This is a genomic window from Anaerobacillus sp. ABA4_114 (assembly GCF_056159065.1).
Genome location: NZ_JBSWUM010000001.1, coordinates 757,636 through 780,333, shown reverse-complemented (window position 1 = coordinate 780,333; position 22,698 = coordinate 757,636). Strand labels below are relative to the sequence as shown.

Here is a 22,698-nt window from a genome sequence, read left to right as displayed (position 1 = left end):
AGGTAATGCGATATGAAGTTTTTACGTTAACTGAAGGGCAGTAGCTTCATCAGTGATCAATACATTCACTAAGCCGCCTTTAAGTGCAGCTCGAATAGCACTGACTTTTTCGTGGCCAGAAGCAACGCCTATCACAATGGGTATGTTCTTTAATTTCTCTAAATCAAGCGACATTACACGATCATTCCATGAAGAGTTTGTAGCACGGCCTTCTATGTCAATAAAGTTATAGCAAATGTCCCCTACTACCTCTTTATTACAGAAGAGCTCCTCCCTTTCTTCATTTAGGTAGGACTTCACCATCGTCGAGTGCTCTGGTGTTCCTCCGATCCCTACAAGAGCGATGTGGGATTGCTCAGCCATTGAAAACACTTTCTCAATCGATGGTTGTCGCATCATAATATCTTTTGCTTCCTTACTATCAACAATCACTGGCACGTGAAGGAGCTCATAGTTGCACCTAAGAACTTCTCCAAAGCGAGCAACTAGATAATTGGAGTGAATATCGACTCGTTCATTTCCAACACCACCAACCAAAGGAACACATGTGATCGAAGGAAATTCTTGTGAAGTAGAAAGCACCTTCGACACTTCATTTATCGTCGTTCCAGAGGATATACCAATCACCTGGTCTTCTTTTAAAATTCTCAACAAATATTGGCTAGCAGCTTTCCCTAATCTACTTTTAGATGACTCATATTCTACGCTATCTATACAGACTACTTCCCGTAATCCATACTTCCTTTCGATTTTACTCTCTAATTCTCTATACTTTAAGTTGTCATCGTCATGAATAATGATTTCTACAATACCCTTTTCTCTAGCCTTCGTAAGATATTTTGATATAAGCGAACGACTAACACCGATTTTCTGTGCAATTTGTGACTGTGTTGCACGTTCCTCGTAGTACATATGTGCAATTTTCACCAACAACCTTCTATCTTCTAAGATAGCCATATAAAAATCTCCTTTACCATCCTTCAAATTAAAACGCTTACACATTTTTCAAGTCATATACTAATCTATATACTATCATATCCTTTTTTTTCTACACGATAAAGGTAATAAAAAAGGATTATACCTCTTAAAGAGATATAATCCAGCACGTTATGTTAAAAGAGATGAGGCGGTTTCTTCGTCAATAATCAACACATCAAGAAATCGTCCATTCAATGCCCCTAGAATACTTTCTGCTTTATGTTTTCCTTCTACAATACCAATGACTTCTTTTATTCCACGTAAGTCCTCTAAAGGAATACCTATTACTTTTTCATTGATGGAATCTTTAATAGGGGCACCATTTCCATCAAAAAAACGGTACCCAATATCACCGACAGCTCCCATTGCATCAAGGTGTTCAAGATCATGGTCTTTTAAATAACCAATCTTCTCAAGAGTTGAATTCTGATGTGGATTTCCGATTCCAATCAAAGCCCTGTCTACTTGCCGTCCTTCCTCAAGGACAGCTTTTATATCTGTCATCTCTAATAATCGTGCTTTCAATTCTTCTGTTTCTACGATTGCAGGTGCATACAAATAGGAACACTTTCCATTTAATTTCTTCGCAAGTTCGTATGCTAGTTGATTGGCATGGATTTCTACATATTTCCTTCCCATCCCGCCTTCAAGAGGAACGATTGTGATACCCTCATGCCTTTTGAATGGAAACTCGTCTACGAAATAGGAGAGGGTTGTCCCCCATGATATTCCAAGCTTCTCATGATCACCTAGATTTCTCGATAGATAGTATGCACCAGCTCTCGCAACAGCCCGTTTGCTTCGTTCATCTGTATACCCATGTGTTGGTACAACCACTACATCTTTCAACTTAAATTTATCTTCCAACTGTTGTTCTAAATCAACTGTGTGTGCATTTTCATCTTTAATATAGATTTCCACAATCCCAGCATCTTTTGCTTTTTGAAGGAGCTTCGAAACGATTGGCCTCGATACCCCCATCTTTTTAGCTACCTGACTCTGAGTCCATCCTTCGAAATAGTAAAGGTTTGCGACTTTTACAAGCTTTCTACGTTCTTCCCAATCCAACATCGTATCCCCGCCTATCCGTCAATTGCTTGTTCTATTATAGCAATCTAAAATCTAAACGAGAACACCCTGGTTTTTCAGTTTTTGAAATAAGGAGGAAGCATTTTCTTGAAATGCCTCTGAAACGGTTGGATGTGGATGAATCATTTTCGCTGCTTCTTCTATCGTTCCTTCTAATGACATAAACGCAGAAGCTTCAGATATTAACTCTGTAACGTGTGCCCCTACAAGCGTTACACCCAAGATCTCGCCATACGTTTCATCACAAATTATTTTAGAGAAGCCGACAGCTTCACCAGCAGACAGAGCTTTTCCATTAGCATGTAGCTCAAATCGCTCCGTTCGATAAGAGATTCCGGCATTCACTACTTCTTCTTCTGTCATTCCGACACTGGCAACTTCAGGAAGTGTGTAAATACAACGCGGAATTACTTTATCATCAAACTGATCATCTACATTCATAGCATTGTTAGCCGCTACAATCCCTTCTGCGCTCGCAACATGAGCAAGTTGATACCCACCGATCACGTCACCAATCGCATAAATTCCCTTATTAGTAGTTTCCATCTTTTCATTCACGTGAATAAATGGACCATTTTTTTCTAATTCGAGTTTTTCAACCGCTGACGTGTTGGGTTTTCTTCCAACACTAACAAGTAAGGATTGTGCTTCTAGTGAGTGGGTCTCTCCGTTTCCATCCATCACACTTAAAATGCTATAATTGTTCTCTTTCGTGACTTTCTTGACAGTAGAACCTGTCAATATCGATACTCCTTTATTCTCTAGCTCTTTGGTTAACGTCTTGGAAGCATCAGCATCTTCATTAGGTATTATCCGATCTGCCATCTCCACAACGGTAACTTCTGTACCCAGACTCGCAAAGATACAGGCAAACTCCACTCCGATGACACCTCCACCGATGATTACGATTGAAGAAGGGATGTTTTTCATATCAAAAATAGTGTCGCTTGTATCATAGTCTACTTGTTCTAGTCCTTGAATGGATGGGACGACTGGTCTTGAACCTGTAGCAACAATGATCTTATCTGACTCGATAGTATGTACATCGTCTTTTGTCTTTATTGTGATCGAATGGTTTTTTTTAATCGTACCATATCCATAAAAAACGTCGATTTTTCCTTGCTTCAATAGATATGAAATACCGTTACGAAGCCGGTGAATGACTTCATCCTTTCTCCTTTTCATTTTATCGATGGAAAGCTTTATTTCTCCTGTTTCAATTCCCCAATCTCTTGCTTTTTTGATCATTTCAATAATCTCAGCTTGTTTTAAATACGTTTTTGACGGGATACACCCCCAGTTTAAACATGTGCCTCCAAGATACTTCGCTTCGATCAACGCAACCCGCTTTCCCTGTTCCGCTGCATGTAAAGCCGCTACATATCCCCCTGGTCCGCCTCCAATTACAGTAATATCATATGGTGCAGTCAATTTGCTCTCCTCCTCACGCAAGTAGCTCATACGGATTTTCAAGGATTTGCTTTAATTCAGTTAAAAAGGCTGCAGCTGGTGCACCATCAATAGCTCTGTGATCAAATGATAGACTTACCGCCATAGTCGGTCTTACTTCGATTTCTTGATCAACGACCACTGGTTTTTCTTGAATTCTCCCAGTTCCAAGAATCGCTGTCTGGGGTAAATTAATGATTGGTGTGAATGCATCGACAGCGTACATTCCTAGGTTACTTACGGTAAAGGTAGCCCCTTTCAACTGATCTTCCTGAAGTTTTTGATTACGTGCATTCTTCGCAAGTCTCTTCGCGTGATCATTAATTTCTCTTAACCCTTTACTAGGAACATCTTGTATAACTGGCACAATGAGTCCTTCATCTAAAGCGACCGCCAAACCTACGTTGATTCTGTTATTTAATACAATCTCATCATCATTTAAGGATGCATTCATAGCTGGGTGTCTAGATAGTGCCTCCCCTGTAGCCTTAATAATAATATCTGTGTAAGAAAGACGGTTTCCTGTATGAGATTCCACGACTTTCATGAGGTTTTTCCGAAGTTCCTGTACCTTTTTCATATCGATTTCGCTAGTTAATGTAACATGAGGTGCTGTATTCACACTTTCCTGCATCCGATCAGCGATGACTTTCCTCATTCCTGAAAGTTTTCTCTTCTGACTAGTTTGAGTAGAAGGGTCCTCCCTTGAGACTCTATCAATGGATTTTGCGACATCGTTTTTCATAACCTTACCGTTGACGCCTGAACCATTAATACTCTCGAGCGATACCTGATGTGCTTTTGATACTTTCTTTGCGAGCGGTGTTGCTCTAGAATCATTTCTCTGAATTAAAACTTGATTAACGTCTTTAACATGAACCCTCCCTTTAGGACCACTTCCAGAAATTTCGTTCAGCAGAATATTATTTGATCTCGCGACTCGTCTCGCAGCCGGGGTAGCTCTAACATCCTCTGAAGGTTCAACTTTTGATTGTTCTTCAATTTTCACCGAGGTTTCCTCAACAGCCGATTCATTATGGTCCTTCTCTTCACTGATCTCATTACCAGATATCCCCGGAGAGGTGTCAGGGACTACTTCATCCTGCTGCCCTACATATGCGATAATTTGGTTAACTGGAATTTCATCGTCGATATCATAGTATTTCTTTAATAAGACACCATCATCATAGGCTTCTACTTCTATGTTGATCTTGTCTGTCATAATTTCAAACAATGGTTCACCAGTTTCAACAGAGTCGCCTTCTTCCTTAAACCATTGAAGAAGGGTGCCAGTTTCCATCGTACTACTGAGCTTAGGCATAAACACTTCATTTGCCACTTAAATACCTCCTTTCCTATTTGAACCGAATCGTTTCTTTCACTGCTTCTACAATATCATCGACCTGAGGTACAGTTGCCTTCTCAAGCTTCGGATTGTAAGGGATAGGTACCGGCAACCCACCAAGACGTTTGATTGGAGAATCTAAGAAATCGAATGCTTCACTCTCTGCAATCATACTTGCAATTTCTCCGCCATAGCCTCCACGCTTCACTGCTTCATGAACTACTACAACTCGCCCTGTCTTTTTGACTGATTCAACGATAGTTTCTTCATCAAGAGGCACTAATGTCCGAGGGTCGATCACTTCAACTTCGATCCCATCTTTTTCAAGTTTCTCAGCAGCTTCAAGTGCTCGATGCACCATAATCGCAGTTGCAACGATCGTTACGTCGCCTCCACTCCGTTTAATATCTGCCTTTCCAATTGGAATGGTATAAGGTTCTTCAGGAACTTCACATTTTGTTTTATAGAGGAGCTTATGCTCATAGAAGATTACGGGATTATCATCGTCTATAGCCGCTTTTAATAGGCCCTTCGCATCATATGCAGTTGAAGGTTGAACAACCTTTAATCCTGGTATATGTGCGACCCATGCTTCAAGACTCTGCGAATGTTGAGCAGCAGCGCCAGTACCAGACCCAGCGGGAGTTCTTAGCACCATAGGAACACTACCTTTTCCACCATACATATAGCGAAGCTTCGCTGCTTGATTCGTTAACTGGTCCATGGCAATCGTAATAAAATCAGAGAATTGAAGCTCGAGTATGGGTCTCATACCTGTTAATGCCGCTCCTACAGCACCTCCAGTTATTGCTGATTCTGAAATTGGGGTATTGCGGATTCGCTCTGGTCCGAATTCTTCAATCATCCCTCTCGTTACTCCAAATGCGCCTCCATATACGCCTATATCTTCACCTAATAAAAAGACATCGTTATTCTCTCTCATTTCTTGACTCATTGCTTCCCTTACAGCTTCTAGGTAAGTTAATTCGCGCATGTTCATCTCCCCCTTTATGCGTATACGTCTTCCAATAATGTGTCGATGGACGGCTCTTCACTATTCTCAGCAAATCTCACCGCATCTTCAATCTCCTGTTTAGCCTCTTGTTGTAGCTCTTCAGCCAGTTCTTCAGTTAAAACACGTTCTTCAATCAATAATTCTTTGAACCGTTTGATTCCATCTCTACTTCTCCACTCTTGCTCTTCTTCTCTCGTCCTGTATTTCTTTGCATCACTTTTTGAGTGGCCCTTCCAACGATACGTCTTCACTTCAATTAACGCTGGACCATTTCCATCACGAGCATCTTCTACAGCGTCGTATACAGTATTAATAATTTCGACCATGTCATTGCCGTCAACCACTTCCCCTTTGATTCCATAACTCCCAGCACGGTCCGCAATATCTGGGATATTGATCATATCTTTCGCAGCACCTGACATTCCATATTGGTTGTTTTCACAAATGAATACAACAGGAAGTCCCCAAATGGAAGCTAAGTTAAGTGACTCATGAAAACTTCCTTCGTTACTTGCACCGTCTCCAAAGAAACAAAGCACAACATAACCTTCGTTCTTCATTTTAGAAGTTAATGCCGCTCCTACTGCGAGAGGTATACCTCCACCTACGATGCCATTTGCTCCTAAATTCCCTTTTTCGAGGTCTGCTATATGCATAGACCCACCTTTTCCTTTGCAATATCCTGTAACACGTCCAAACAATTCAGCCATCATTTTATCTGTGCGTGCCCCTTTAGCAATACAATGTCCATGCCCTCTATGTGTACTTGTGATCTTATCTATATCCTGAAGAGCTGCAATTGCTCCAGCAGCTGAGGCTTCCTGCCCAACACACAAATGCGTTGTTCCATGAATTAATCCTTTAGCGAAAAATTGATCGACCTTTTCATCAAAATAACGGATCAGCCACATTTGCTTGTAGAGGTCTTTGAGCTTATCAGTTGTGATATGGGACGGTAGATTAAACGTTTTCTCCATTTTTTATTTCCTCCCTTTACATTTGTTCTTATAAGTAACATTTGTTAACATCATACTTTTTTTAGAATTTTCCGTCAAGTGGTAACAACTGATTATTCTAAGTTTTTGTAAGCAGATTGGGTAATAAAAAAATCCTGCCAGTTAAGGCAGGATTTTTTAGTCTATTTCTTATTATAATTACTGAACACATCTCGTGTGTCTTTTAGATAGCGATATACAGAATAAGGTTTTTTTACAATTCGAACTGGTATTGAAGAAATAAATTTACTAAAGTCGTCTTTATATTCTTTCGTCAACCGTTGAGGCTTCCGAGCAATCTTTTCATATAACTCTCTTGAAAACTCCTTCATTAAATCCACTTTAAACTCAAGTTCGTGACCACAGTTCGTGCACTTAACCTTAGATATTTCTCCATTTATATAAGTGAAATGGTGCTCCTCGTGCTCCTGGCAATGTAAACAAAAGAGTTCAAAGTCCATCTCATTTCTCTTCAATGTTATCCTCCCCTTACACCATTGTTTTCTTCACCTTAGTTACAGAGAGAGTCATACTATTCCGAAATCAAAACATGACATCGGTTACAATGTATAGCAATAGTTCATAAATTATACCATATTCTCACAAAAGAAACAGGGAGGCTTTTTAGCATCCCTGTTTTTTAATGACTATTTTTGTCCGTATTCATATTGATAAAATTCAAAAGCTGATTCAACTTGATCCTCTGTTAATAATACTGGTTTTCCGATCGCCATAGCCAAGTGAATTGTTTTTGCGACATCTTCTACAACCACTGCTGACTTAAAAGCGGCTTCTGGCGAACTTCCGACAGTAAACACTCCATGATTTTTCATGAGTATGGCAGTTGAGCGGCCTATATATTGCAATATTGCCTCTCCAATAGCTTTTCCACCAACAGATACATATGGCCCAACTGGTACGGGTCCCCCGAAGTAGTTCGCTACAGATGTAATGGCAGGTGGTATTTCCAAGCCAAGTGCAGCAAAGCTAGTTGCATAATTTGAATGTGTATGAACAACGCCGTGTATGTTTGACTTATGTTTGTATATTTCTAAATGTGTTTCTGTATCTACAGAAGGCGCACAAGTTCCTTCAAGAATATGTCCACACTCCCTCATGACAAGCATATCTTCTGATCTCATCTCTTCATATGGCATTCCGCTTGGTTTCATGATGATCAAACCTGTTGAAGGATCCCTTCCACTTACATTGCCGCTCGTCAACTTCACTAGCCCCTCAGTTGGTAAACGCCGATTTAGTGCACAAACCCTTTCTTTTAAAGCTTCAAGCACAGATCTCACCTCTTATGCACTATATTCTTCCTTCCTTTCAGCCTCAAGCTTAGCTGTCTTTTTCTTTTGATAAAAGGCAACTACTAGAAATATTAAGCCTATGCCTAGTAGGCCAACATAGCCGAGTTTGCTAGCAAAAACCATTATAGCGGTCGTAGGTACAGCTCCGTCTACTAGAGAAGAAATCTGATTTGTACCTTGAGGAAATTCAAATCCAGCATTCATAGCAGCGGTTGTAAAAAATGGAGAGATGTACGTTGCGATCAACAACCCTAATCCTATAGCAACACCACCTGTAACAACTGTCCTGAATACATTCCCTCTAAAAACAGGTACCATTAAACATATAATGAACGGAATCGTTACTAAGTCTGCAAATGGTAATACTCTATTCCCAGGAAGAAATGCTGCAATACCTAACACGATAGGAATGAGGAGAAGAGTTGAGGCGATAACTGCAGGTTGGCCTACTGCAAGCGCTGAATCCATTCCAATATAAAGATCTCGATTTGGAAAGCGTTTTTTGACTAGGTCACCTGCAGCTTCTGAAATCGGCATCAATCCTTCCATTAAAATAGCAGTAACGCGAGGTAATAAGAGCATAACAGCAGCCATTTGTACTCCAAGAAGAAGAACTTCTTGAACATTCCACCCCGCAAGTACGCCTATAAATGCACCTAGAATAAGTCCAAGTACCATTGGCTCACCGAAAACACCCAATCGCTTTTGGATCGTATCTGGATCTGCTTTTATATTTCGTACTCCAGGTATAGCATCAAATAGTTTATTCATAGGGAGCGCAATCAGATAATATGGAGTAGATGTTCCATGAGGGAAAGAGATATTTGGATAGCCATAATAATCCTGAACGTGCTTTGCTGTTAAATCTGCAAGTACAAGGATAATAATCGTATGAACGAATGCTGTAACGATCCCCATGGCTAAACTCCCTGTAAGAATGGATACGAGAGCACCTGTGAACGCCACATGCCAGAGGTTCCATAAATCTACGTTCAACGTTTTGGTAAGGCCAAAGAACAACATCACCATGTTTACAGCAAGTCCAATCGGTATAGCGAGCGCTCCTACAGCAGACCCAAATGAAATGGCAGATGTTGCTGGCCACCCTACATCAATGATATTAAGGTCGACTCCAAGATTATTTACCATGTCTTTTGCTGCAGGTCCAAGACTATTCACTAGTAAACCAATGACTAGATTGATACCCACAAATCCTATTCCAACGATCAACCCTGAGCGAAACGCAGTACTAGGAGCAGCCTTTACAAGTAAACCGAATAAAAAAATAATCACAGGCAGCATGACTGAGGGACCAAGTCCTACAATGTATTCAAGAATCGCCATATGAACCTCCCTTTATCCTGTACTATTCTTTCAGTTCTTCTTCAATTTCTGCAAATACCTTGTCAGCACCTATGCCAGTAAGTATAGGTACAGCATTGATGGTCTTTGTAGTGACCGAGTTTGGAACATGAGTTGTAGAAACGATTAAATCAAAATCTTTATAACTGTTTGCAATCGCGTTAACATTAGATTGAGTCGTCTGGGCATTGATTTCCTTCTCTTTTAGAAATTTTGAAAGCTTGGACATAATGATTGTCGAAGTCGCTGCTCCTGTGCCACAAATGACCGCTATTTTTTTCGCCATTACTTAATCACTCCCAATTGGTATTGTTGTTAAACTACTTTTCACTTCATCAAGACTATTACATTCCTTAAGCCTAGATAATAATTCTTCACTTTGTATCAGTTCCATTAATGATTGAAGAAGTTTCACTTGTTCTTTAGGATCTTTAATAGCAAGCATAAAAACGATCTCAACACGAATACGCTCAGAGGAATTTCCCATCATTTGAAATACAACAGGTTCTTGCAGAACTCCAATACTTATCCCTGGTTTATGAATGTGATGTGGGTCAGTGTGCGGTATTGCTACACCGATTGAAGCAGGTAAACCAGTCGGGTAATTTTCCTCTCTCTCGAGAACGGACCTTAGAAAACTACCTTTTACGTAACCGTTTTCAATTAATGAATCAGATAAATGACGTAACACTTTTTCAACAGAAAACTCGCTTAACCGTTTAAAGTCTACAATGTAATCACTGACTTTTCCCATATCAACCCTCCTTTACATTTGTTCAATGCACGAACATTTATAAACATCTTAAACCTTCAAGCGTAGATTATCAACATTTTTCTGAAATTTTAGTCTTTTTACAACAAAAAATAACTACAGAATAATTCTGTAGCCTTTTACTAATCGATATGGTGAATATAAGCCTATGTTGTTAAACATTAATAAGTAATTAAAAAACCACCAACATATGTATTGGTGGAGACGGTGGGAGTCGAACCCACGTCCAGAAATATCGGCACTTAAGCTTCTACGAGTGTAGTCGTTATATTAGCGTTTCACTACAATTCGGCCTAACGACAGGCTTCCTTGCAGCTAGTCTGATTGATCTCTTCCAACTTTCCTCAGACGGTGGATCGTTGGCGTATCCCACTTAAGTTGAGTCCCTTACCCTACCACATGGGCGATGGAGGGAGGAACCGCAAAGCAGTTTATGCTGCTAGTGCGAAGTTGTTGTTTTCTTTGCCAATTATAGGCGTGGCGTTTTTAACGTAGCTCGCCAACTCGACTCGCGACTTAAGCTCGACCTATCCCTGTCGAATCCGTAACGTCCCCATGTGAATGAGAACCGAAAACGGAAGCGCTTAGCGCTTATTAACTTGTTTCGGTACTTTTTAGTATAACATATGAGCGTTTGTAATCAACTGGAAATTATATCTTCTGACGCTCTTTCAGAGCTTTGTCGATCTCACGCTTCATTGTTTTTTGTTTTAAATCTTGACGCTTATCATACTTTTTCTTACCTTTTGCAAGACCAATTAGAACTTTTGCATATCCGTTCTTTATATAGAGCTTTAAAGGAATAAGCGTATAGCCTTGCTCTTTCGTAAGTCCGATCAGTTTATCGATTTCTTTACGCTTCATCAGTAGCTTACGAGTACGTGTAGGATCATGGTTATACCTGTTCCCCTGCTCATACTCATTGATGTGCATATTGATCAAGTAAACTTCGCCCTTACGAATGATCGCATGAGAATCCTTCAGGTTCACACGTCTTGCTCGGATGGATTTAATTTCAGTTCCTTGTAAAACAAGCCCTGCTTCGTACGTTTCTTCAACTGAATAATCATGTCTTGCTTTCTTATTTTGAGCAATAAGATTTCCATCACCTTTTGGCATGACCGTTCCCCCTCTCAAGCGTCAAAAACCAGTATAACAAGATGGTCAGAATAAGTCAAGATGACTCATTCCGACCAGCTGTGCTTATCGTTTACCTGGCTTACGTTTTTTCTTTTTAGACTTCTTAGTGCCTTGACTGTTTTTTGGTGGCGTAAACTTACGCTTTTTCGCGCCAGCATCTGTCGTCTTGTTAGACTTCCCACGCTTCTTACGTTTTCCACCTTGAATGACCTTAGGACTTTCTTTACGACGACGCTGTTTCGGCGGCTTCATTCCAACGATTTCAAAGTCGATTGCTCGTTCATCAACGTTAACGTTTTGAACACGAATTGAAATCTCATCGCCGATTCGATAAACATTCCCTGTACGTTCACCGATCATAGCGTACGCGCCTTCGTCATAATGGTAATAGTCGTCGGTTAAGTAACTCACATGGACAAGTCCTTCGATCGTGTTCGGAAGTTCAACAAACAGGCCGAAGTTTGTTACACCACTGATTACACCTTCAAACTCTTCCCCAACTTTGTCTTCCATAAACTGCGCTTTCTTCAAATCATCGGTTTCACGCTCGGCATCGACTGCTCTTCTTTCCATTGCTGAAGCATGCTGGGCGATCTCTCCAAGGGCAGCTTGCCACTTCTCACGTGTTTGGTTGTCTACCTTCTTCTCAAATAGATACGTACGGATCAAACGGTGTACGATCAAGTCAGGATAACGACGGATTGGAGAGGTAAAGTGAGTATAGAAATCAGTCGAAAGACCAAAGTGCCCCAGGCTTTCAGGGAAATACTTAGCCTGTTGCATCGAACGAAGCATGATCTTACTAATGACTGCTTCTTCTGGCTCACCTCTTACTTCCTCTAATAATTCTTGAAGTGCACGAGGGTGTACGGTATTCGCATTGCCTCGAATCGCATACCCGAAGTTCGTAATGAACTCAAAGAACGTATCTAGCTTTTCAGAGTCGGGATCTTCATGAATACGATACATAAACGGAACATCCATCCAGTGGAAATGCTGCGCGACCGTTTCGTTAGCTACGAGCATGAATTCTTCGATAAGGCGCTCAGCTACAGATCGTTCTCTCAAAACGATGTCTTGTGGGCTGCCTTCATCATCCACAAGAACCTTTGCTTCAGCGAAGTCAAAGTCGATCGCGCCTCGCTCGAAGCGGTTTTTGCGCAGGATTTCAGCAAGTTCACCCATACCATCAAAGAACGGTACGAGCGATTTATATCGTTCGATTACCTCATCATCTTCACGATTTAATATTTTCCGCACATCCGTGTATGTCATGCGTTCAGTCGTTTTGATCACACTTGGGAAGATTTCATGATGAACGACATCACCACCAGGGGTGATTTCCATCTCACAAGAAATCGTTAAGCGGTCGACCTGTGGATTCAAACTACAGATTCCATTTGATAAACGGTGCGGAATCATCGGAATGACGCGATCCACGAGGTAAACGCTCGTCCCTCTTTCTAACGCTTCTTGATCAATCGGCGAGTTTTCTTTTACGTAATAGGTGACATCTGCGATGTGAACGCCAAGCTTGTAATTACCATTCGATAATTTTTCAACGTTAACAGCATCGTCAAGGTCCTTTGCATCTGCACCATCGATCGTTACAATCGTTTCGTTTCGAAGATCTCGTCGACCTTCAATTTCTTTCTCATCGATCTGATCGGGCGTGTTTGTTGCTTGTTCCATAGCAGCATCAGGAAATTCTCCCGGAAGCTCATGTTTGTGGATGATGGAAAGAATATCAACACCAGGATCATTTTTATGACCGAGGATTTCCGTTATCTTTCCTTCCGCACTCATTCTTCCTTCAGGATATTTTGTAATCTCAACTACTACCTTGTGACCATCAACGGCTCCAGCAGTCGAGCCTTTTGGAATAAAAATATCATGCGGGATTCGTTTGTCATCCGCTATCACAAAACCAAAGTGCTTACTATCAGAATATGTTCCGACGGTTCGCTTCACACCACGCTCGATGATTCTAATTACGGTTCCTTCAGGACGAGAGCCGGAGGATTTAGAATGCAAACGCACGATAACACGGTCACCGTTCATCGCTCCGTTCAAATCGCCTTGATTAATGTAAACATCCTTCTCATCCGTTTCGCCTTCAGCGAGTAGAAACGCAAATCCTTTCGCATGAACCTGAAGTTTACCACGAACGAGGTTCATCTTCTCTGGTAAACCATATCGATTCGTGCGGGTCCTCACAATCAAACCATCGTCTTCCATCATATTTAACGTTTGAACGAAATCTTTGAATTCACTCGAATCTTGAATACCGAACACTTCTTCAAGTTCTTTAACCGTTAATGGTTTATATGCCTCGTCTTTCATGTAGCTCAATATTTTTTGTACATGTTCTTCTGCCATATCGTTTCACCTTCCTTCAAACAAATTAACGTATTATTCTTTCCAGTCAAGTCCGTTAAGAAATTCAAGGACATCCTTATGAAGGACTTCTTTTTCTTTTCCTAACGTGATGACATGTGTTGAATTTTCATACCATTTTAAGCTTTTCTCATCAGATTCGATATTGTCATGAATGACATTCGCACTATCCGTATTGATCATTTCATCGTGTCTCGCTTGGACGACAAAAGCGGGTGCATAGATCATATCGATGTTATCTCTTACATCGTAGATCAAATCTCGTAATTCACCTAGTGTATTCATCGGTGTTTCCTTGAACGCTTCCATTTCCTCTTCAATCTGTTCAGGAGATTTACGCTCGTATTTCTTATATTCTCTCGCATATGCGAGTACGCCCTCATACATCGTTTCTTCGTCTTTCATATCCATTGGCGCACACATGGGTACGATTCCCTTTACAGGAACAGTATAGCCGAGCTTTAGGGAAAATACGCCTCCGAGAGATAATCCCACTACTGCAATCTCGTCATGGCCCATTTCCTTGAGCTTGTTATATCCTTCTTGAACATCTTTCCACCAATCAGACGGACCTGTATGTACTAGTTCTTCAGGCGGCACGCCGTGTCCTTTGTACTGCGGGGCATGACAAGTATAGCCCTGCTCCTGTAAATACCTGCCCATCATTCGGACGTCGGCTGAATTTCCTGTAAAACCATGAAGCATCAATACCGCCCTATTGCCTCCTTCGAATGTAAAAGGTTTTGGTGCAACAACTTTCATGATGTGTTTCCTCCTTCGAAAGCTCTACCTCTCTCATGTAGCTTTTCCTTTGATTAGTTTGATTATAAATTCTATCTGTATTTTACCTTTTCCATCAAGGAGGCTAAAGGAAAGTGCTCCTTTTAATTTTCCTACCCTGAATGCTTATGTAAAAAACCATTGAGTTTTTAAAAATAAAAAAGCAGCAAGTGGTTCATCACTTGCTGCCTCCTGCGTTACACGAGGTACGCAACTAAAATAGAAAGAACAAAGAATAATACGGCGAGTACTACCGTCACTTTATTTAATACGGCTTCAAAACCGCGAGCTTTTTGCTTTCCGAATAACTGTTCAGCGCCACCAGTAATTGCTCCTGATAAACCTGCGCTTTTACTTGATTGAAGCAATACGACAGTGATTAGTAAGATCGATACGATGATTAACGCAATAGATGCTGCTAGATGCATGATTCCACCTCCCGGACATTAACCTTCCAATACTATAAATTTACCACAAAAATTTCAATAAAAGCAATAAATTTCGGAAACCCTCGTTACTTTCAGCCTAACACAAAAACCCCCTCATGATTAACATGAGGGGGAGTAAATGACCTTACTTGTTCGCAAGGTTATAGAAGCTTGTCTTACCACCGTATACTGCAAGGTGCTCAAGCTCATCTTCGATACGAAGAAGCTGGTTGTACTTCGCAACGCGGTCCGTACGAGACGGTGCGCCTGTTTTAATTTGTCCAGCGTTTGTTGCAACAGCGATGTCAGCGATCGTTGTATCTTCTGTTTCACCAGAACGGTGAGAGATAACTGCTGTATAACCAGCGCGCTTCGCCATTTCGATTGCTTCGAACGTTTCAGTAAGTGTACCGATTTGGTTCACTTTGATTAGGATTGAGTTACCAACACTGCGCTCGATACCTTCAGAAAGTTTGTTTGTGTTTGTAACGAACAAGTCGTCACCAACAAGCTGTACTTTCTCACCAAGTGCTTGAGTTAGCTTCTCCCAGCCTTCCCAATCGTTTTCATCTAGACCGTCTTCGATCGAGATGATTGGGTATTTTTCACAAAGCTGGCTGTAGAATTCAATCATTTCGTCAGATGTTTTTACAACACCTTCGCCAGCAAGATTGTATTTACCGTCTTTGTAGATTTCAGAAGATGCTACATCAAGAGCTAGCATAACTTCTTCGCCAGGCTTGTAGCCAGCTTTTTCAATTGCTTCGATGATCGTTTGGATCGCTTCTTCGTTTGAACCAAGGTTAGGAGCGAATCCACCTTCGTCACCTACAGAAGTGTTAAGACCTTTTTCTTTAAGAACACCTTTTAAGCTGTGGAAGATCTCTGCACCAGTACGTAGTGCTTCCTTGAAAGAAGGTGCGCCAACAGGCATAACCATGAATTCTTGGATGTCTACGTTGTTATCAGCATGTTCACCACCGTTTAGGATGTTCATCATCGGTGTTGGAAGAGTTTTCGCGTTGAATCCACCGAGGTAAACATATAGTGGAAGCTCAAGCTCTTCAGCAGCTGCACGAGCTACAGCCATAGAAACGCCTAGGATCGCGTTAGCGCCTAGTTTCGCTTTGTTGTCAGTACCGTCCATATCGATCATCATGTTGTCGATACCAAGCTGGTCGTAAACGCTCATGCCTACTAGCTCAGGAGCGATTGTTTCGTTAATGTTTGCTACTGCTTTTTCTACACCTTTACCAAGGTAACGGCCTTTGTCGCCATCACGAAGCTCAACTGCTTCGTATTCGCCAGTGGATGCACCTGAAGGTACCATTGCGCGTGCTTTTACGCCCGCATCTGTAAATACTTCTACTTCAACTGTTGGATTGCCACGAGAGTCTAGGACTTCGCGTGCATAAACGTCAGTAATGATTGGCATAATGTCATCTCCTTTTAATGTGAATTACTTAATTAACGATTTCCCTGTCATTTCTTTAGGTTGGTTTCCACCTAGTAATTCAAGAAGGGTTGGTGATAAGTCCGCAAGAATACCATCTGTACGAAGCTCTACTCCTTCTTTCGTAACGATTACAGGTACGGGACTCGTTGTATGTGCTGTCATCGCATCACCATCGAGTGTAGTCACTTCATCCGAGTTCCCGTGGTCAGCGGTAATGATTGCATTTCCGCCTTTTTCTTTAATCTTGTCAACGATCTTACCAAGACATTCGTCAACAGCTTCGATGGCTTTGACTGTAGGTTCGAGCATTCCGGAATGCCCTACCATGTCAGGGTTAGCAAAATTCAAGATGATCGCATCATGTTTATCCGCATCGAGTTCTTTTAGTAACGCGTCCGTCACTTCATAAGCACTCATTTCCGGCTTCAAATCATAGGTTGCAACCTTAGGAGAATCAATTAAAATACGCTCTTCCCCTGGGAATTCCTCTTCACGTCCACCGCTAAAGAAGAACGTTACGTGAGGATATTTTTCAGTTTCTGCGATACGAAGCTGAGTATAGTCTTGCTGAGCAAGTACTTCACCAAGCGTATTATCTAAGTTAACTGGTTTGAAAGCTACGTCTCCACCCACAGTTTCACTGAAGTGTGTCAAAGATACAAAGTAAATGTCTTTCGGACGGTTTTCTCCACGGTCAAAGCCACGGAAATCTTCGTTCGTAAAGACTTGTGAAATCTGAATTGCTCGGTCGGGACGGAAGTTAAAGAAGATGACTGCATCTTCGCTATCTACCGTCGCAATTGGAGAGCCGTCTTCTTCAGTTAGCACTGAAGGAAGAACGAACTCATCGTAGATTTCATTCTTGTAGTTATCATCGATCACTTCAAATGGATCTTTGTAAGATGGACCTTCACCATAAGCAATCGCCTGGTAAGATTTCTCTACTCGGTCCCATCGCTTATCACGATCCATCGAATAGTAACGGCCCGAAATCGTTGCAAGGCGCCCTACTCCGAGGTCGTCCATCTTATCTTGAAGCTGTTTGATGTAGGTCTTCGCTGATTTCTGACCAACATCTCTACCATCTAGAAAGCCATGAACATAAACATTCTTTACACCTTTCTTCGCTGCAAGCTCAAGTAGAGCGAAAAGGTGCTTGATGTGACTATGAATTCCACCATCTGAAAGAAGGCCGAACAAGTGTAGGCTTGTTCCCTTTTCGATAGCGTGATCCATCGCTTCAATAAATGTTTGGTTTTCATAGAAGTCGCCTTCTTTAATAGCAAGGTTCACTCTCGTTAAACTTTGATATACGATACGGCCGGCACCGATATTCAAGTGTCCAACTTCAGAGTTACCCATTTGTCCTTCTGGAAGACCAACGGCCTCTCCAGACGCTTCAAGAGTTGCGTGTGGGAACTGATTCCAATAGCGATCATAATTAGGCTTATTCGCCTGTGCTACTGCATTTCCTTTCTCTTCATCTCTTAGGCCAAAGCCATCGAGAATGATAAGAGCATTTGGCTTTTTAGGCATTCTGACCAGCCTCCAAAAGCTGTAGGAAAGACTTCGCATCAAGACTAGCGCCACCAACAAGAGCACCATCGATATCAGACTGACTCATAAGCTCTTCAATATTAGCAGGTTTTACACTGCCACCGTACTGAATTCGAACAGCGTTTGCTGTCTCTTCAGTCGTTTCTTCTTTAAGAACGTTACGAATAAATGTACAAACATCATTCGCCTGCTCGCTTGTTGCTGTTTTACCAGTTCCGATTGCCCAGATTGGTTCATAAGCAATAACAGATTGAGCAACTTGTTCGTTCGTCAAGCCAGCGATTGCTTTTTGAACTTGAACCTTCACAACGTCTTCCGTTACATTGCTTTCACGCTGTTCTAACGTTTCACCAACGCAAATGATCGGAGTCATATTGTGTTTGAACGCAGCATGGACTTTTTGATTTACGATTTCGTCCGTTTCACCAAACAGTTCACGACGCTCAGAGTGACCAAGGATGACATATTCTACGCCAAGATCGTTAAGTGCTACAGGGCTAATTTCCCCTGTGAACGCTCCGTTTTCTTCAAAGTGCATGTTTTGTGCACCAGTCATTAGCGCATTGTCTTTAAGCTCATCCGTTAGATAATCAAGGAAAAGAGCTGGAGCACAGACGACTGAATCCACGCGGTCGGCACTTGGAATTAGTCCTTTTACTTCATCTACGAAGTTCTTCGTTTCAGTAAGTGTTTTGTTCATCTTCCAGTTCCCTGCGATGATTGGTTTACGCATGTTCACTCACCATCCTTTTGGTAGTAATGTAATTTATTTATCGTTGAGTGCAACCACTCCTGGAAGGTCTTTACCCTCCATGAACTCAAGTGATGCACCGCCGCCAGTAGAAATGTGGCTCATACGATCAGCATAGCCAAACTTCTCAACAGCCGCTGCGGAGTCTCCGCCCCCGATAACTGAGTAAGTATCGTTTGCTTCAGCAAGTGCTTCAGCTACTGCCTTCGTACCATTCGCATACACATCTAGTTCGAAAACTCCCATTGGACCATTCCAAATAACGAGTTTGGAATCTTGGATAACGCTTTTGTACGTTTCTCTTGTTTTTGGTCCGATATCAAGAGCTTCCCAATCAGATGGGATTTCCTCGATGCTTACTGCTTTTGTGTTCGCATCGTTAGAAAAATCATCGCCAATGATAACGTCTTCTGGCATATAGAAGTTAACGCCTTTTTCTTTCGCTTTATCCATGAAGGATTTCGCAAGCTCGATCTTATCTTCTTCAAGAAGTGATTTACCGATCTCATGGCCGAGTGCTTTTACAAATGTATAAGCAAGACCACCACCGATGATCAAGTTGTCCACTTTATCGAGCAAGTGATCGATCACACCGATCTTATCTTTCACCTTCGCACCACCTACGATTGCAGTAAATGGACGAGAAGGTTCTGTTAACGCACTACCTAGTACTTCAAGCTCTTTTTCCATTAAGAAACCAGCTACAGCAGGAATGTGATGTGCGATCCCTTCAGTTGAAGCATGAGCACGGTGAGCTGCTCCGAATGCGTCGTTCACGAAAAGATCTGCCATTTTAGCAAATTCTTTCGCAAGATCAGCATCGTTCTTCTCTTCACCAGCTTCAAAACGTACGTTTTCGATCAATAGAAGGTCACCTTCTTCAAGATCACTGATCGCACGGTTTACTTCATCACCAAAGACTGCATCTGTTTTTGTGACAGTCTTGCCAATAAGGTCACTCAAACGATCAGCTACAGGATCAAGACGAAGTTCATCGACAACTTCACCTTTTGGACGCCCAAGATGACTTGCTAAAATCACCTTTGCACCTTGCTCAGATAGATACTGAATCGTAGGAAGGGCTGCTTTGATACGCGTTTCATCTGTGACTGTTCCATTTTCCATAGGTACGTTGAAGTCAACGCGGCAAAATACCGTTTTTCCTTGCAACGCTACGTCACGAATCGATTTTTTGTTCATAGTGGGATTCCTCCTTTGCACGTCTTAATGAAGATAAATGTCTCACATACTACACATTTATCCTAAAATAGAGCTAAAAAAACCAATGGAAAAGGAGGAAGGCTCCTGACTTCCTCCCCCATCATTCACAATTCTTATTATAGCCCTTTTGATGCGATGTAGTCGACTAGATCTACTACGCGGTTAGAATAACCCCACTCGTTGTCGTACCAAGAAACAACTTTAACCATGTTTCCGTCGATGTTCATTGTAGAGATTGCATCAACGATTGAAGAATGAGGGTTACCGTTGTAATCTTTTGATACTAGTGGCTCTTCGCTGTAACCAAGGTATCCTTTAAGGTCGCCTTCAGCAGCTTCTCTTAGAGCAGCGTTTACGTCATCAACTGTAACGTCTGCATCAAGCTCAGCTACTAAGTCTACGATAGATACGTTAGGAGTTGGTACACGCATAGCCATACCGTTCAACTTACCATCAAGCTCAGGAAGTACTAGAGATACAGCCTTCGCAGCACCAGTAGAAGTTGGGATGATGTTCTCAGCTGCTGCACGAGCACGACGATAATCTTTATGTGGAAGATCAAGAATTTGTTGATCGTTCGTGTAAGAGTGAACTGTTGTCATAAGACCACGCTTGATACCGAACTTGTCGTTCAATACTTTAGCAACTGGTGCTAGACAGTTAGTCGTACAAGATGCGTTTGAAAGTACGTGATGGTTTTCAGCATCGTACTTGTCTTCGTTTACACCAAGAACAACTGTGATGTCTTCGTTCTTAGCTGGAGCAGAGATGACAACTTTTTTAGCGCCTGCTTCAAGGTGCTTAGCAGCGTCTTCACGGTTTGTGAAGCGACCAGTAGATTCAACAACTACGTCTACTCCAAGGTCTCCCCAACCAAGTTGTGCAGGGTCACGTTCAGAAAGAACTTTGATTTCAGAACCGTTAACTACTAGGTTCTCACCATTAACTTCAACTTCAACGTTAAGTTCGCCATGAATTGTATCGTATTTTAAAAGGTGTGCAAGCATGTTTGCATCAGTAAGATCGTTTACTGCAACCACTTCTACGCCAGGGTTGTTAAGTGCTGCACGGAATACGTTACGACCAATACGTCCAAAACCGTTAATACCTACTTTTGTTGCCATTGTATAATTCCTCCTTGAATGTTCCTCGTTTCCCGAGGTATCTTATGTTTTATTTATTAAAGGGAATTTCCCTCTAGTAACGCTTTTGCTGCCCCCTCATCAGTGACGAGGATGCTTTGTATTCCAGTCTTCAGATAGGCTTCGATTGCTTTTGCTTTTGAGTGACCGCCTGCGACTGCAATAACAAGTTCGCTTCTTTCTAGATCTTCTAGCTGTAATCCAATGGTTTTCACTTTGTGTACAACATCTCCGGATTGGTTGAAATAGTATCCAAACGCTTCCGCAACAGCATGGTTTTCTTTGATTTTCTCTAAAACTTGACCTGTTGATTTACGTCGTACAGCCATTGTTTTAGCATCTCCAATCCCGTGAACCACAATACTGGCAGATTTGATAATTTCAAGGATTTCCTTGACGCCAGGTTCTTCGATTAATGATTGGTATGCCTCTTCACTAAGCTGATCTGGAACATGAAGCAAACGATAATCTGTATGAGCTTTACGTGCCATCTTCGCGCAGATCGTGTTAGCCTGGTTTTCAACTTGTTCACCAAGACCACCACGAGCCGGTACGAATAATGTTCCATCCATGTCAAGAGAAGGAACCATCATATCAGCTACACTCGCGAGCGTGGTGCCGCCCGTCACAGCTACGACTTTACTTTCAAGCTGAAACCTTTTCAAGCGTCCCACTGCGGCTCTGCCCATTTCTTTCTTTACCCAGGGGGTAACATCGCTGTCACCGGGTACAATAAGTACTTCTGGAATACCAAGTTTATCTTTCAACCGTTCTTCCAGATTATCAAGACCAGAAACTTCATTCATAACAGGTTCGAGCTCCATCAATAGCTGCTCACCTTCCTCAGTAAGCTGCATCCCTTGAATGGACATATCCAGCAAACCCTGGTCTTTAAGGAAAGTCACTTCACTTCTGAGAACTCTTTCTGTTATATCCAGACTGTTCGCAAGGCTTCTGCGACCAATTGGTTGCGTGAGCCTCAGTTGCCTGAGAACACGATACCGTTTGTTCATAACCTCTAATAAGTCTGGTAGTAGTTTTTGTTGAAGTGCGAGTAATGAGCGCATTGTTCGTCTCCCCTGCAGGTTCTTTTTTTATTCTCGAGACGTATTATGTCCCGGTTAGACATTTTCAGTCCCACCCGAATCAAAAAAAGAACGTCTTACAAATTTCATTGTAGCAGTTGCCAACTACATGGGCAACTATGATATACTTAAAAATTTAAAGTAAGCGTTTTCTTACGTTTTTTCTAGAGATTCGGCCATAATCAACGATTTCTCCATCCACTTCAACCACCGGAATCATCACCATAAACTTCTCCAGCAGAGCTTCATCTTGATAGATATCAACTGATTCTATCTTAAAATCAATTTCGGTTTGAAGATCCTCAAGGATATAATACGCTTCGTCACAAAGAGGACACGTCTCTTTCGTGTATAACATAACCGTTTTACTCATCCTTTAAACCCCTTTCCTATACCATTCTAACCTTATAAGAACATTATTCG

22 protein-coding genes and 1 other RNA gene are annotated in these 22,698 nt (G+C 41.7%); all 23 read right to left on the bottom strand.

The window, feature by feature from the left end; all coding sequences use genetic code 11:
* Positions 1 to 21: 21 nt before the first annotated feature.
* Entirely contained in the window at positions 22 to 957 is a 936-nt protein-coding gene (locus ACXAEY_RS03760; RefSeq protein ID WP_270180031.1) for a sugar-binding transcriptional regulator, read from the bottom strand.
* A gap of 150 nt (positions 958 to 1,107) precedes the next feature.
* Positions 1,108 to 2,049: a sugar-binding transcriptional regulator gene (locus ACXAEY_RS03755; protein ID WP_474810586.1), complete on the bottom strand. Its 942-nt coding sequence runs from the start codon at positions 2,047 to 2,049 to the stop codon at positions 1,108 to 1,110.
* Positions 2,050 to 2,100: 51 nt separating this feature from the next.
* Positions 2,101 to 3,498, bottom strand: coding sequence for a dihydrolipoyl dehydrogenase (gene lpdA, locus ACXAEY_RS03750; RefSeq protein ID WP_474810584.1), 1,398 nt, complete (start codon positions 3,496 to 3,498; stop codon positions 2,101 to 2,103).
* Between the two features lie 13 nt (positions 3,499 to 3,511).
* Complete coding sequence (locus tag ACXAEY_RS03745) at positions 3,512 to 4,855, bottom strand: dihydrolipoamide acetyltransferase family protein (RefSeq protein ID WP_474810582.1); 1,344 nt, start codon at positions 4,853 to 4,855, stop codon at positions 3,512 to 3,514.
* A 16-nt stretch (positions 4,856 to 4,871) separates the two neighbouring features.
* Positions 4,872 to 5,855, bottom strand: a complete 984-nt coding sequence (locus tag ACXAEY_RS03740) for an alpha-ketoacid dehydrogenase subunit beta (RefSeq protein ID WP_474810580.1) — start codon at positions 5,853 to 5,855, stop codon at positions 4,872 to 4,874.
* A 14-nt stretch (positions 5,856 to 5,869) separates the two neighbouring features.
* On the bottom strand, positions 5,870 to 6,853 hold the full coding sequence (locus ACXAEY_RS03735) for a thiamine pyrophosphate-dependent dehydrogenase E1 component subunit alpha (RefSeq protein WP_474810578.1): 984 nt from the start codon (positions 6,851 to 6,853) through the stop codon (positions 5,870 to 5,872).
* 161 nt (positions 6,854 to 7,014) lie between these two features.
* Entirely contained in the window at positions 7,015 to 7,347 is a 333-nt protein-coding gene (locus ACXAEY_RS03730) for a bh protein (protein WP_474810576.1), read from the bottom strand.
* Positions 7,348 to 7,518: 171 nt separating this feature from the next.
* The gene (locus tag ACXAEY_RS03725; protein ID WP_474810574.1) at positions 7,519 to 8,163 is read right to left on the bottom strand and encodes an L-ribulose-5-phosphate 4-epimerase; all 645 of its coding nucleotides are present in this window, start codon (positions 8,161 to 8,163) and stop codon (positions 7,519 to 7,521) included.
* A 12-nt stretch (positions 8,164 to 8,175) separates the two neighbouring features.
* Entirely contained in the window at positions 8,176 to 9,528 is a 1,353-nt protein-coding gene (locus ACXAEY_RS03720) for a PTS galactitol transporter subunit IIC (protein WP_474810572.1), read from the bottom strand.
* 22 nt (positions 9,529 to 9,550) lie between these two features.
* Entirely contained in the window at positions 9,551 to 9,832 is a 282-nt protein-coding gene (locus ACXAEY_RS03715) for a PTS sugar transporter subunit IIB (RefSeq protein WP_270180040.1), read from the bottom strand.
* Between the two features lie 3 nt (positions 9,833 to 9,835).
* Complete coding sequence (locus tag ACXAEY_RS03710) at positions 9,836 to 10,300, bottom strand: PTS sugar transporter subunit IIA (RefSeq protein ID WP_474810570.1); 465 nt, start codon at positions 10,298 to 10,300, stop codon at positions 9,836 to 9,838.
* 214 nt (positions 10,301 to 10,514) lie between these two features.
* Positions 10,515 to 10,873, bottom strand: a transfer-messenger RNA (tmRNA) gene (gene ssrA, locus ACXAEY_RS03705).
* Positions 10,874 to 10,969: 96 nt separating this feature from the next.
* On the bottom strand, positions 10,970 to 11,437 hold the full coding sequence (gene smpB, locus ACXAEY_RS03700; protein ID WP_270180042.1) for an SsrA-binding protein SmpB: 468 nt from the start codon (positions 11,435 to 11,437) through the stop codon (positions 10,970 to 10,972).
* A gap of 84 nt (positions 11,438 to 11,521) precedes the next feature.
* A complete protein-coding gene (gene rnr / locus ACXAEY_RS03695; RefSeq protein ID WP_474810567.1) occupies positions 11,522 to 13,837 on the bottom strand; it encodes a ribonuclease R in 2,316 nt (771 codons plus the stop codon).
* Positions 13,838 to 13,870: 33 nt separating this feature from the next.
* On the bottom strand, positions 13,871 to 14,620 hold the full coding sequence (locus ACXAEY_RS03690) for an alpha/beta hydrolase (protein ID WP_474814728.1): 750 nt from the start codon (positions 14,618 to 14,620) through the stop codon (positions 13,871 to 13,873).
* Between the two features lie 212 nt (positions 14,621 to 14,832).
* Positions 14,833 to 15,063: a preprotein translocase subunit SecG gene (gene secG, locus ACXAEY_RS03685; protein ID WP_270180044.1), complete on the bottom strand. Its 231-nt coding sequence runs from the start codon at positions 15,061 to 15,063 to the stop codon at positions 14,833 to 14,835.
* A gap of 145 nt (positions 15,064 to 15,208) precedes the next feature.
* A complete protein-coding gene (gene eno / locus ACXAEY_RS03680; protein ID WP_270180045.1) occupies positions 15,209 to 16,498 on the bottom strand; it encodes a phosphopyruvate hydratase in 1,290 nt (429 codons plus the stop codon).
* Positions 16,499 to 16,522: 24 nt separating this feature from the next.
* On the bottom strand, positions 16,523 to 18,055 hold the full coding sequence (gene gpmI, locus ACXAEY_RS03675) for a 2,3-bisphosphoglycerate-independent phosphoglycerate mutase (RefSeq protein WP_474810564.1): 1,533 nt from the start codon (positions 18,053 to 18,055) through the stop codon (positions 16,523 to 16,525).
* Positions 18,048 to 18,809, bottom strand: coding sequence for a triose-phosphate isomerase (gene tpiA, locus ACXAEY_RS03670; protein ID WP_474810562.1), 762 nt, complete (start codon positions 18,807 to 18,809; stop codon positions 18,048 to 18,050). The genes gpmI and tpiA overlap by 8 nt, the downstream gene beginning before the upstream one ends.
* A gap of 33 nt (positions 18,810 to 18,842) precedes the next feature.
* The gene (locus tag ACXAEY_RS03665) at positions 18,843 to 20,027 is read right to left on the bottom strand and encodes a phosphoglycerate kinase (protein WP_474810560.1); all 1,185 of its coding nucleotides are present in this window, start codon (positions 20,025 to 20,027) and stop codon (positions 18,843 to 18,845) included.
* Between the two features lie 137 nt (positions 20,028 to 20,164).
* On the bottom strand, positions 20,165 to 21,172 hold the full coding sequence (gene gap, locus ACXAEY_RS03660; protein ID WP_474810558.1) for a type I glyceraldehyde-3-phosphate dehydrogenase: 1,008 nt from the start codon (positions 21,170 to 21,172) through the stop codon (positions 20,165 to 20,167).
* Between the two features lie 56 nt (positions 21,173 to 21,228).
* Positions 21,229 to 22,257: a sugar-binding transcriptional regulator gene (locus ACXAEY_RS03655; protein WP_270180050.1), complete on the bottom strand. Its 1,029-nt coding sequence runs from the start codon at positions 22,255 to 22,257 to the stop codon at positions 21,229 to 21,231.
* Between the two features lie 154 nt (positions 22,258 to 22,411).
* Positions 22,412 to 22,648, bottom strand: a complete 237-nt coding sequence (locus ACXAEY_RS03650; RefSeq protein WP_270180051.1) for a glutaredoxin family protein — start codon at positions 22,646 to 22,648, stop codon at positions 22,412 to 22,414.
* Between the last annotated feature and the right edge of the window lie 50 nt (positions 22,649 to 22,698).

What these genes read in the sequence shown, in the direction of transcription:
- ACXAEY_RS03760 (WP_270180031.1), bottom strand. Translation starts at nt 957, where the DNA reads ATGGCTATCTTAGAAGATAGAAGGTTGTTGGTGAAAATTGCACATATG.
- ACXAEY_RS03755 (WP_474810586.1), bottom strand. Translation starts at nt 2,049, where the DNA reads ATGTTGGATTGGGAAGAACGTAGAAAGCTTGTAAAAGTCGCAAACCTT.
- ACXAEY_RS03740 (WP_474810580.1), bottom strand. Translation starts at nt 5,855, where the DNA reads ATGCGCGAATTAACTTACCTAGAAGCTGTAAGGGAAGCAATGAGTCAA.
- ACXAEY_RS03735 (WP_474810578.1), bottom strand. Translation starts at nt 6,853, where the DNA reads ATGGAGAAAACGTTTAATCTACCGTCCCATATCACAACTGATAAGCTC.
- ACXAEY_RS03720 (WP_474810572.1), bottom strand. Translation starts at nt 9,528, where the DNA reads ATGGCGATTCTTGAATACATTGTAGGACTTGGTCCCTCAGTCATGCTG.
- ACXAEY_RS03715 (WP_270180040.1), bottom strand. Translation starts at nt 9,832, where the DNA reads ATGGCGAAAAAAATAGCGGTCATTTGTGGCACAGGAGCAGCGACTTCG.
- ACXAEY_RS03710 (WP_474810570.1), bottom strand. Translation starts at nt 10,300, where the DNA reads ATGGGAAAAGTCAGTGATTACATTGTAGACTTTAAACGGTTAAGCGAG.
- smpB (WP_270180042.1), bottom strand. Translation starts at nt 11,437, where the DNA reads ATGCCAAAAGGTGATGGAAATCTTATTGCTCAAAATAAGAAAGCAAGA.
- rnr (WP_474810567.1), bottom strand. Translation starts at nt 13,837, where the DNA reads ATGGCAGAAGAACATGTACAAAAAATATTGAGCTACATGAAAGACGAG.
- secG (WP_270180044.1), bottom strand. Translation starts at nt 15,063, where the DNA reads ATGCATCTAGCAGCATCTATTGCGTTAATCATCGTATCGATCTTACTA.
- eno (WP_270180045.1), bottom strand. Translation starts at nt 16,498, where the DNA reads ATGCCAATCATTACTGACGTTTATGCACGCGAAGTCCTAGACTCTCGT.
- gpmI (WP_474810564.1), bottom strand. Translation starts at nt 18,055, where the DNA reads ATGCCTAAAAAGCCAAATGCTCTTATCATTCTCGATGGCTTTGGCCTA.
- tpiA (WP_474810562.1), bottom strand. Translation starts at nt 18,809, where the DNA reads ATGCGTAAACCAATCATCGCAGGGAACTGGAAGATGAACAAAACACTT.
- ACXAEY_RS03665 (WP_474810560.1), bottom strand. Translation starts at nt 20,027, where the DNA reads ATGAACAAAAAATCGATTCGTGACGTAGCGTTGCAAGGAAAAACGGTA.
- gap (WP_474810558.1), bottom strand. Translation starts at nt 21,172, where the DNA reads ATGGCAACAAAAGTAGGTATTAACGGTTTTGGACGTATTGGTCGTAAC.
- ACXAEY_RS03655 (WP_270180050.1), bottom strand. Translation starts at nt 22,257, where the DNA reads ATGCGCTCATTACTCGCACTTCAACAAAAACTACTACCAGACTTATTA.
- ACXAEY_RS03650 (WP_270180051.1), bottom strand. Translation starts at nt 22,648, where the DNA reads ATGAGTAAAACGGTTATGTTATACACGAAAGAGACGTGTCCTCTTTGT.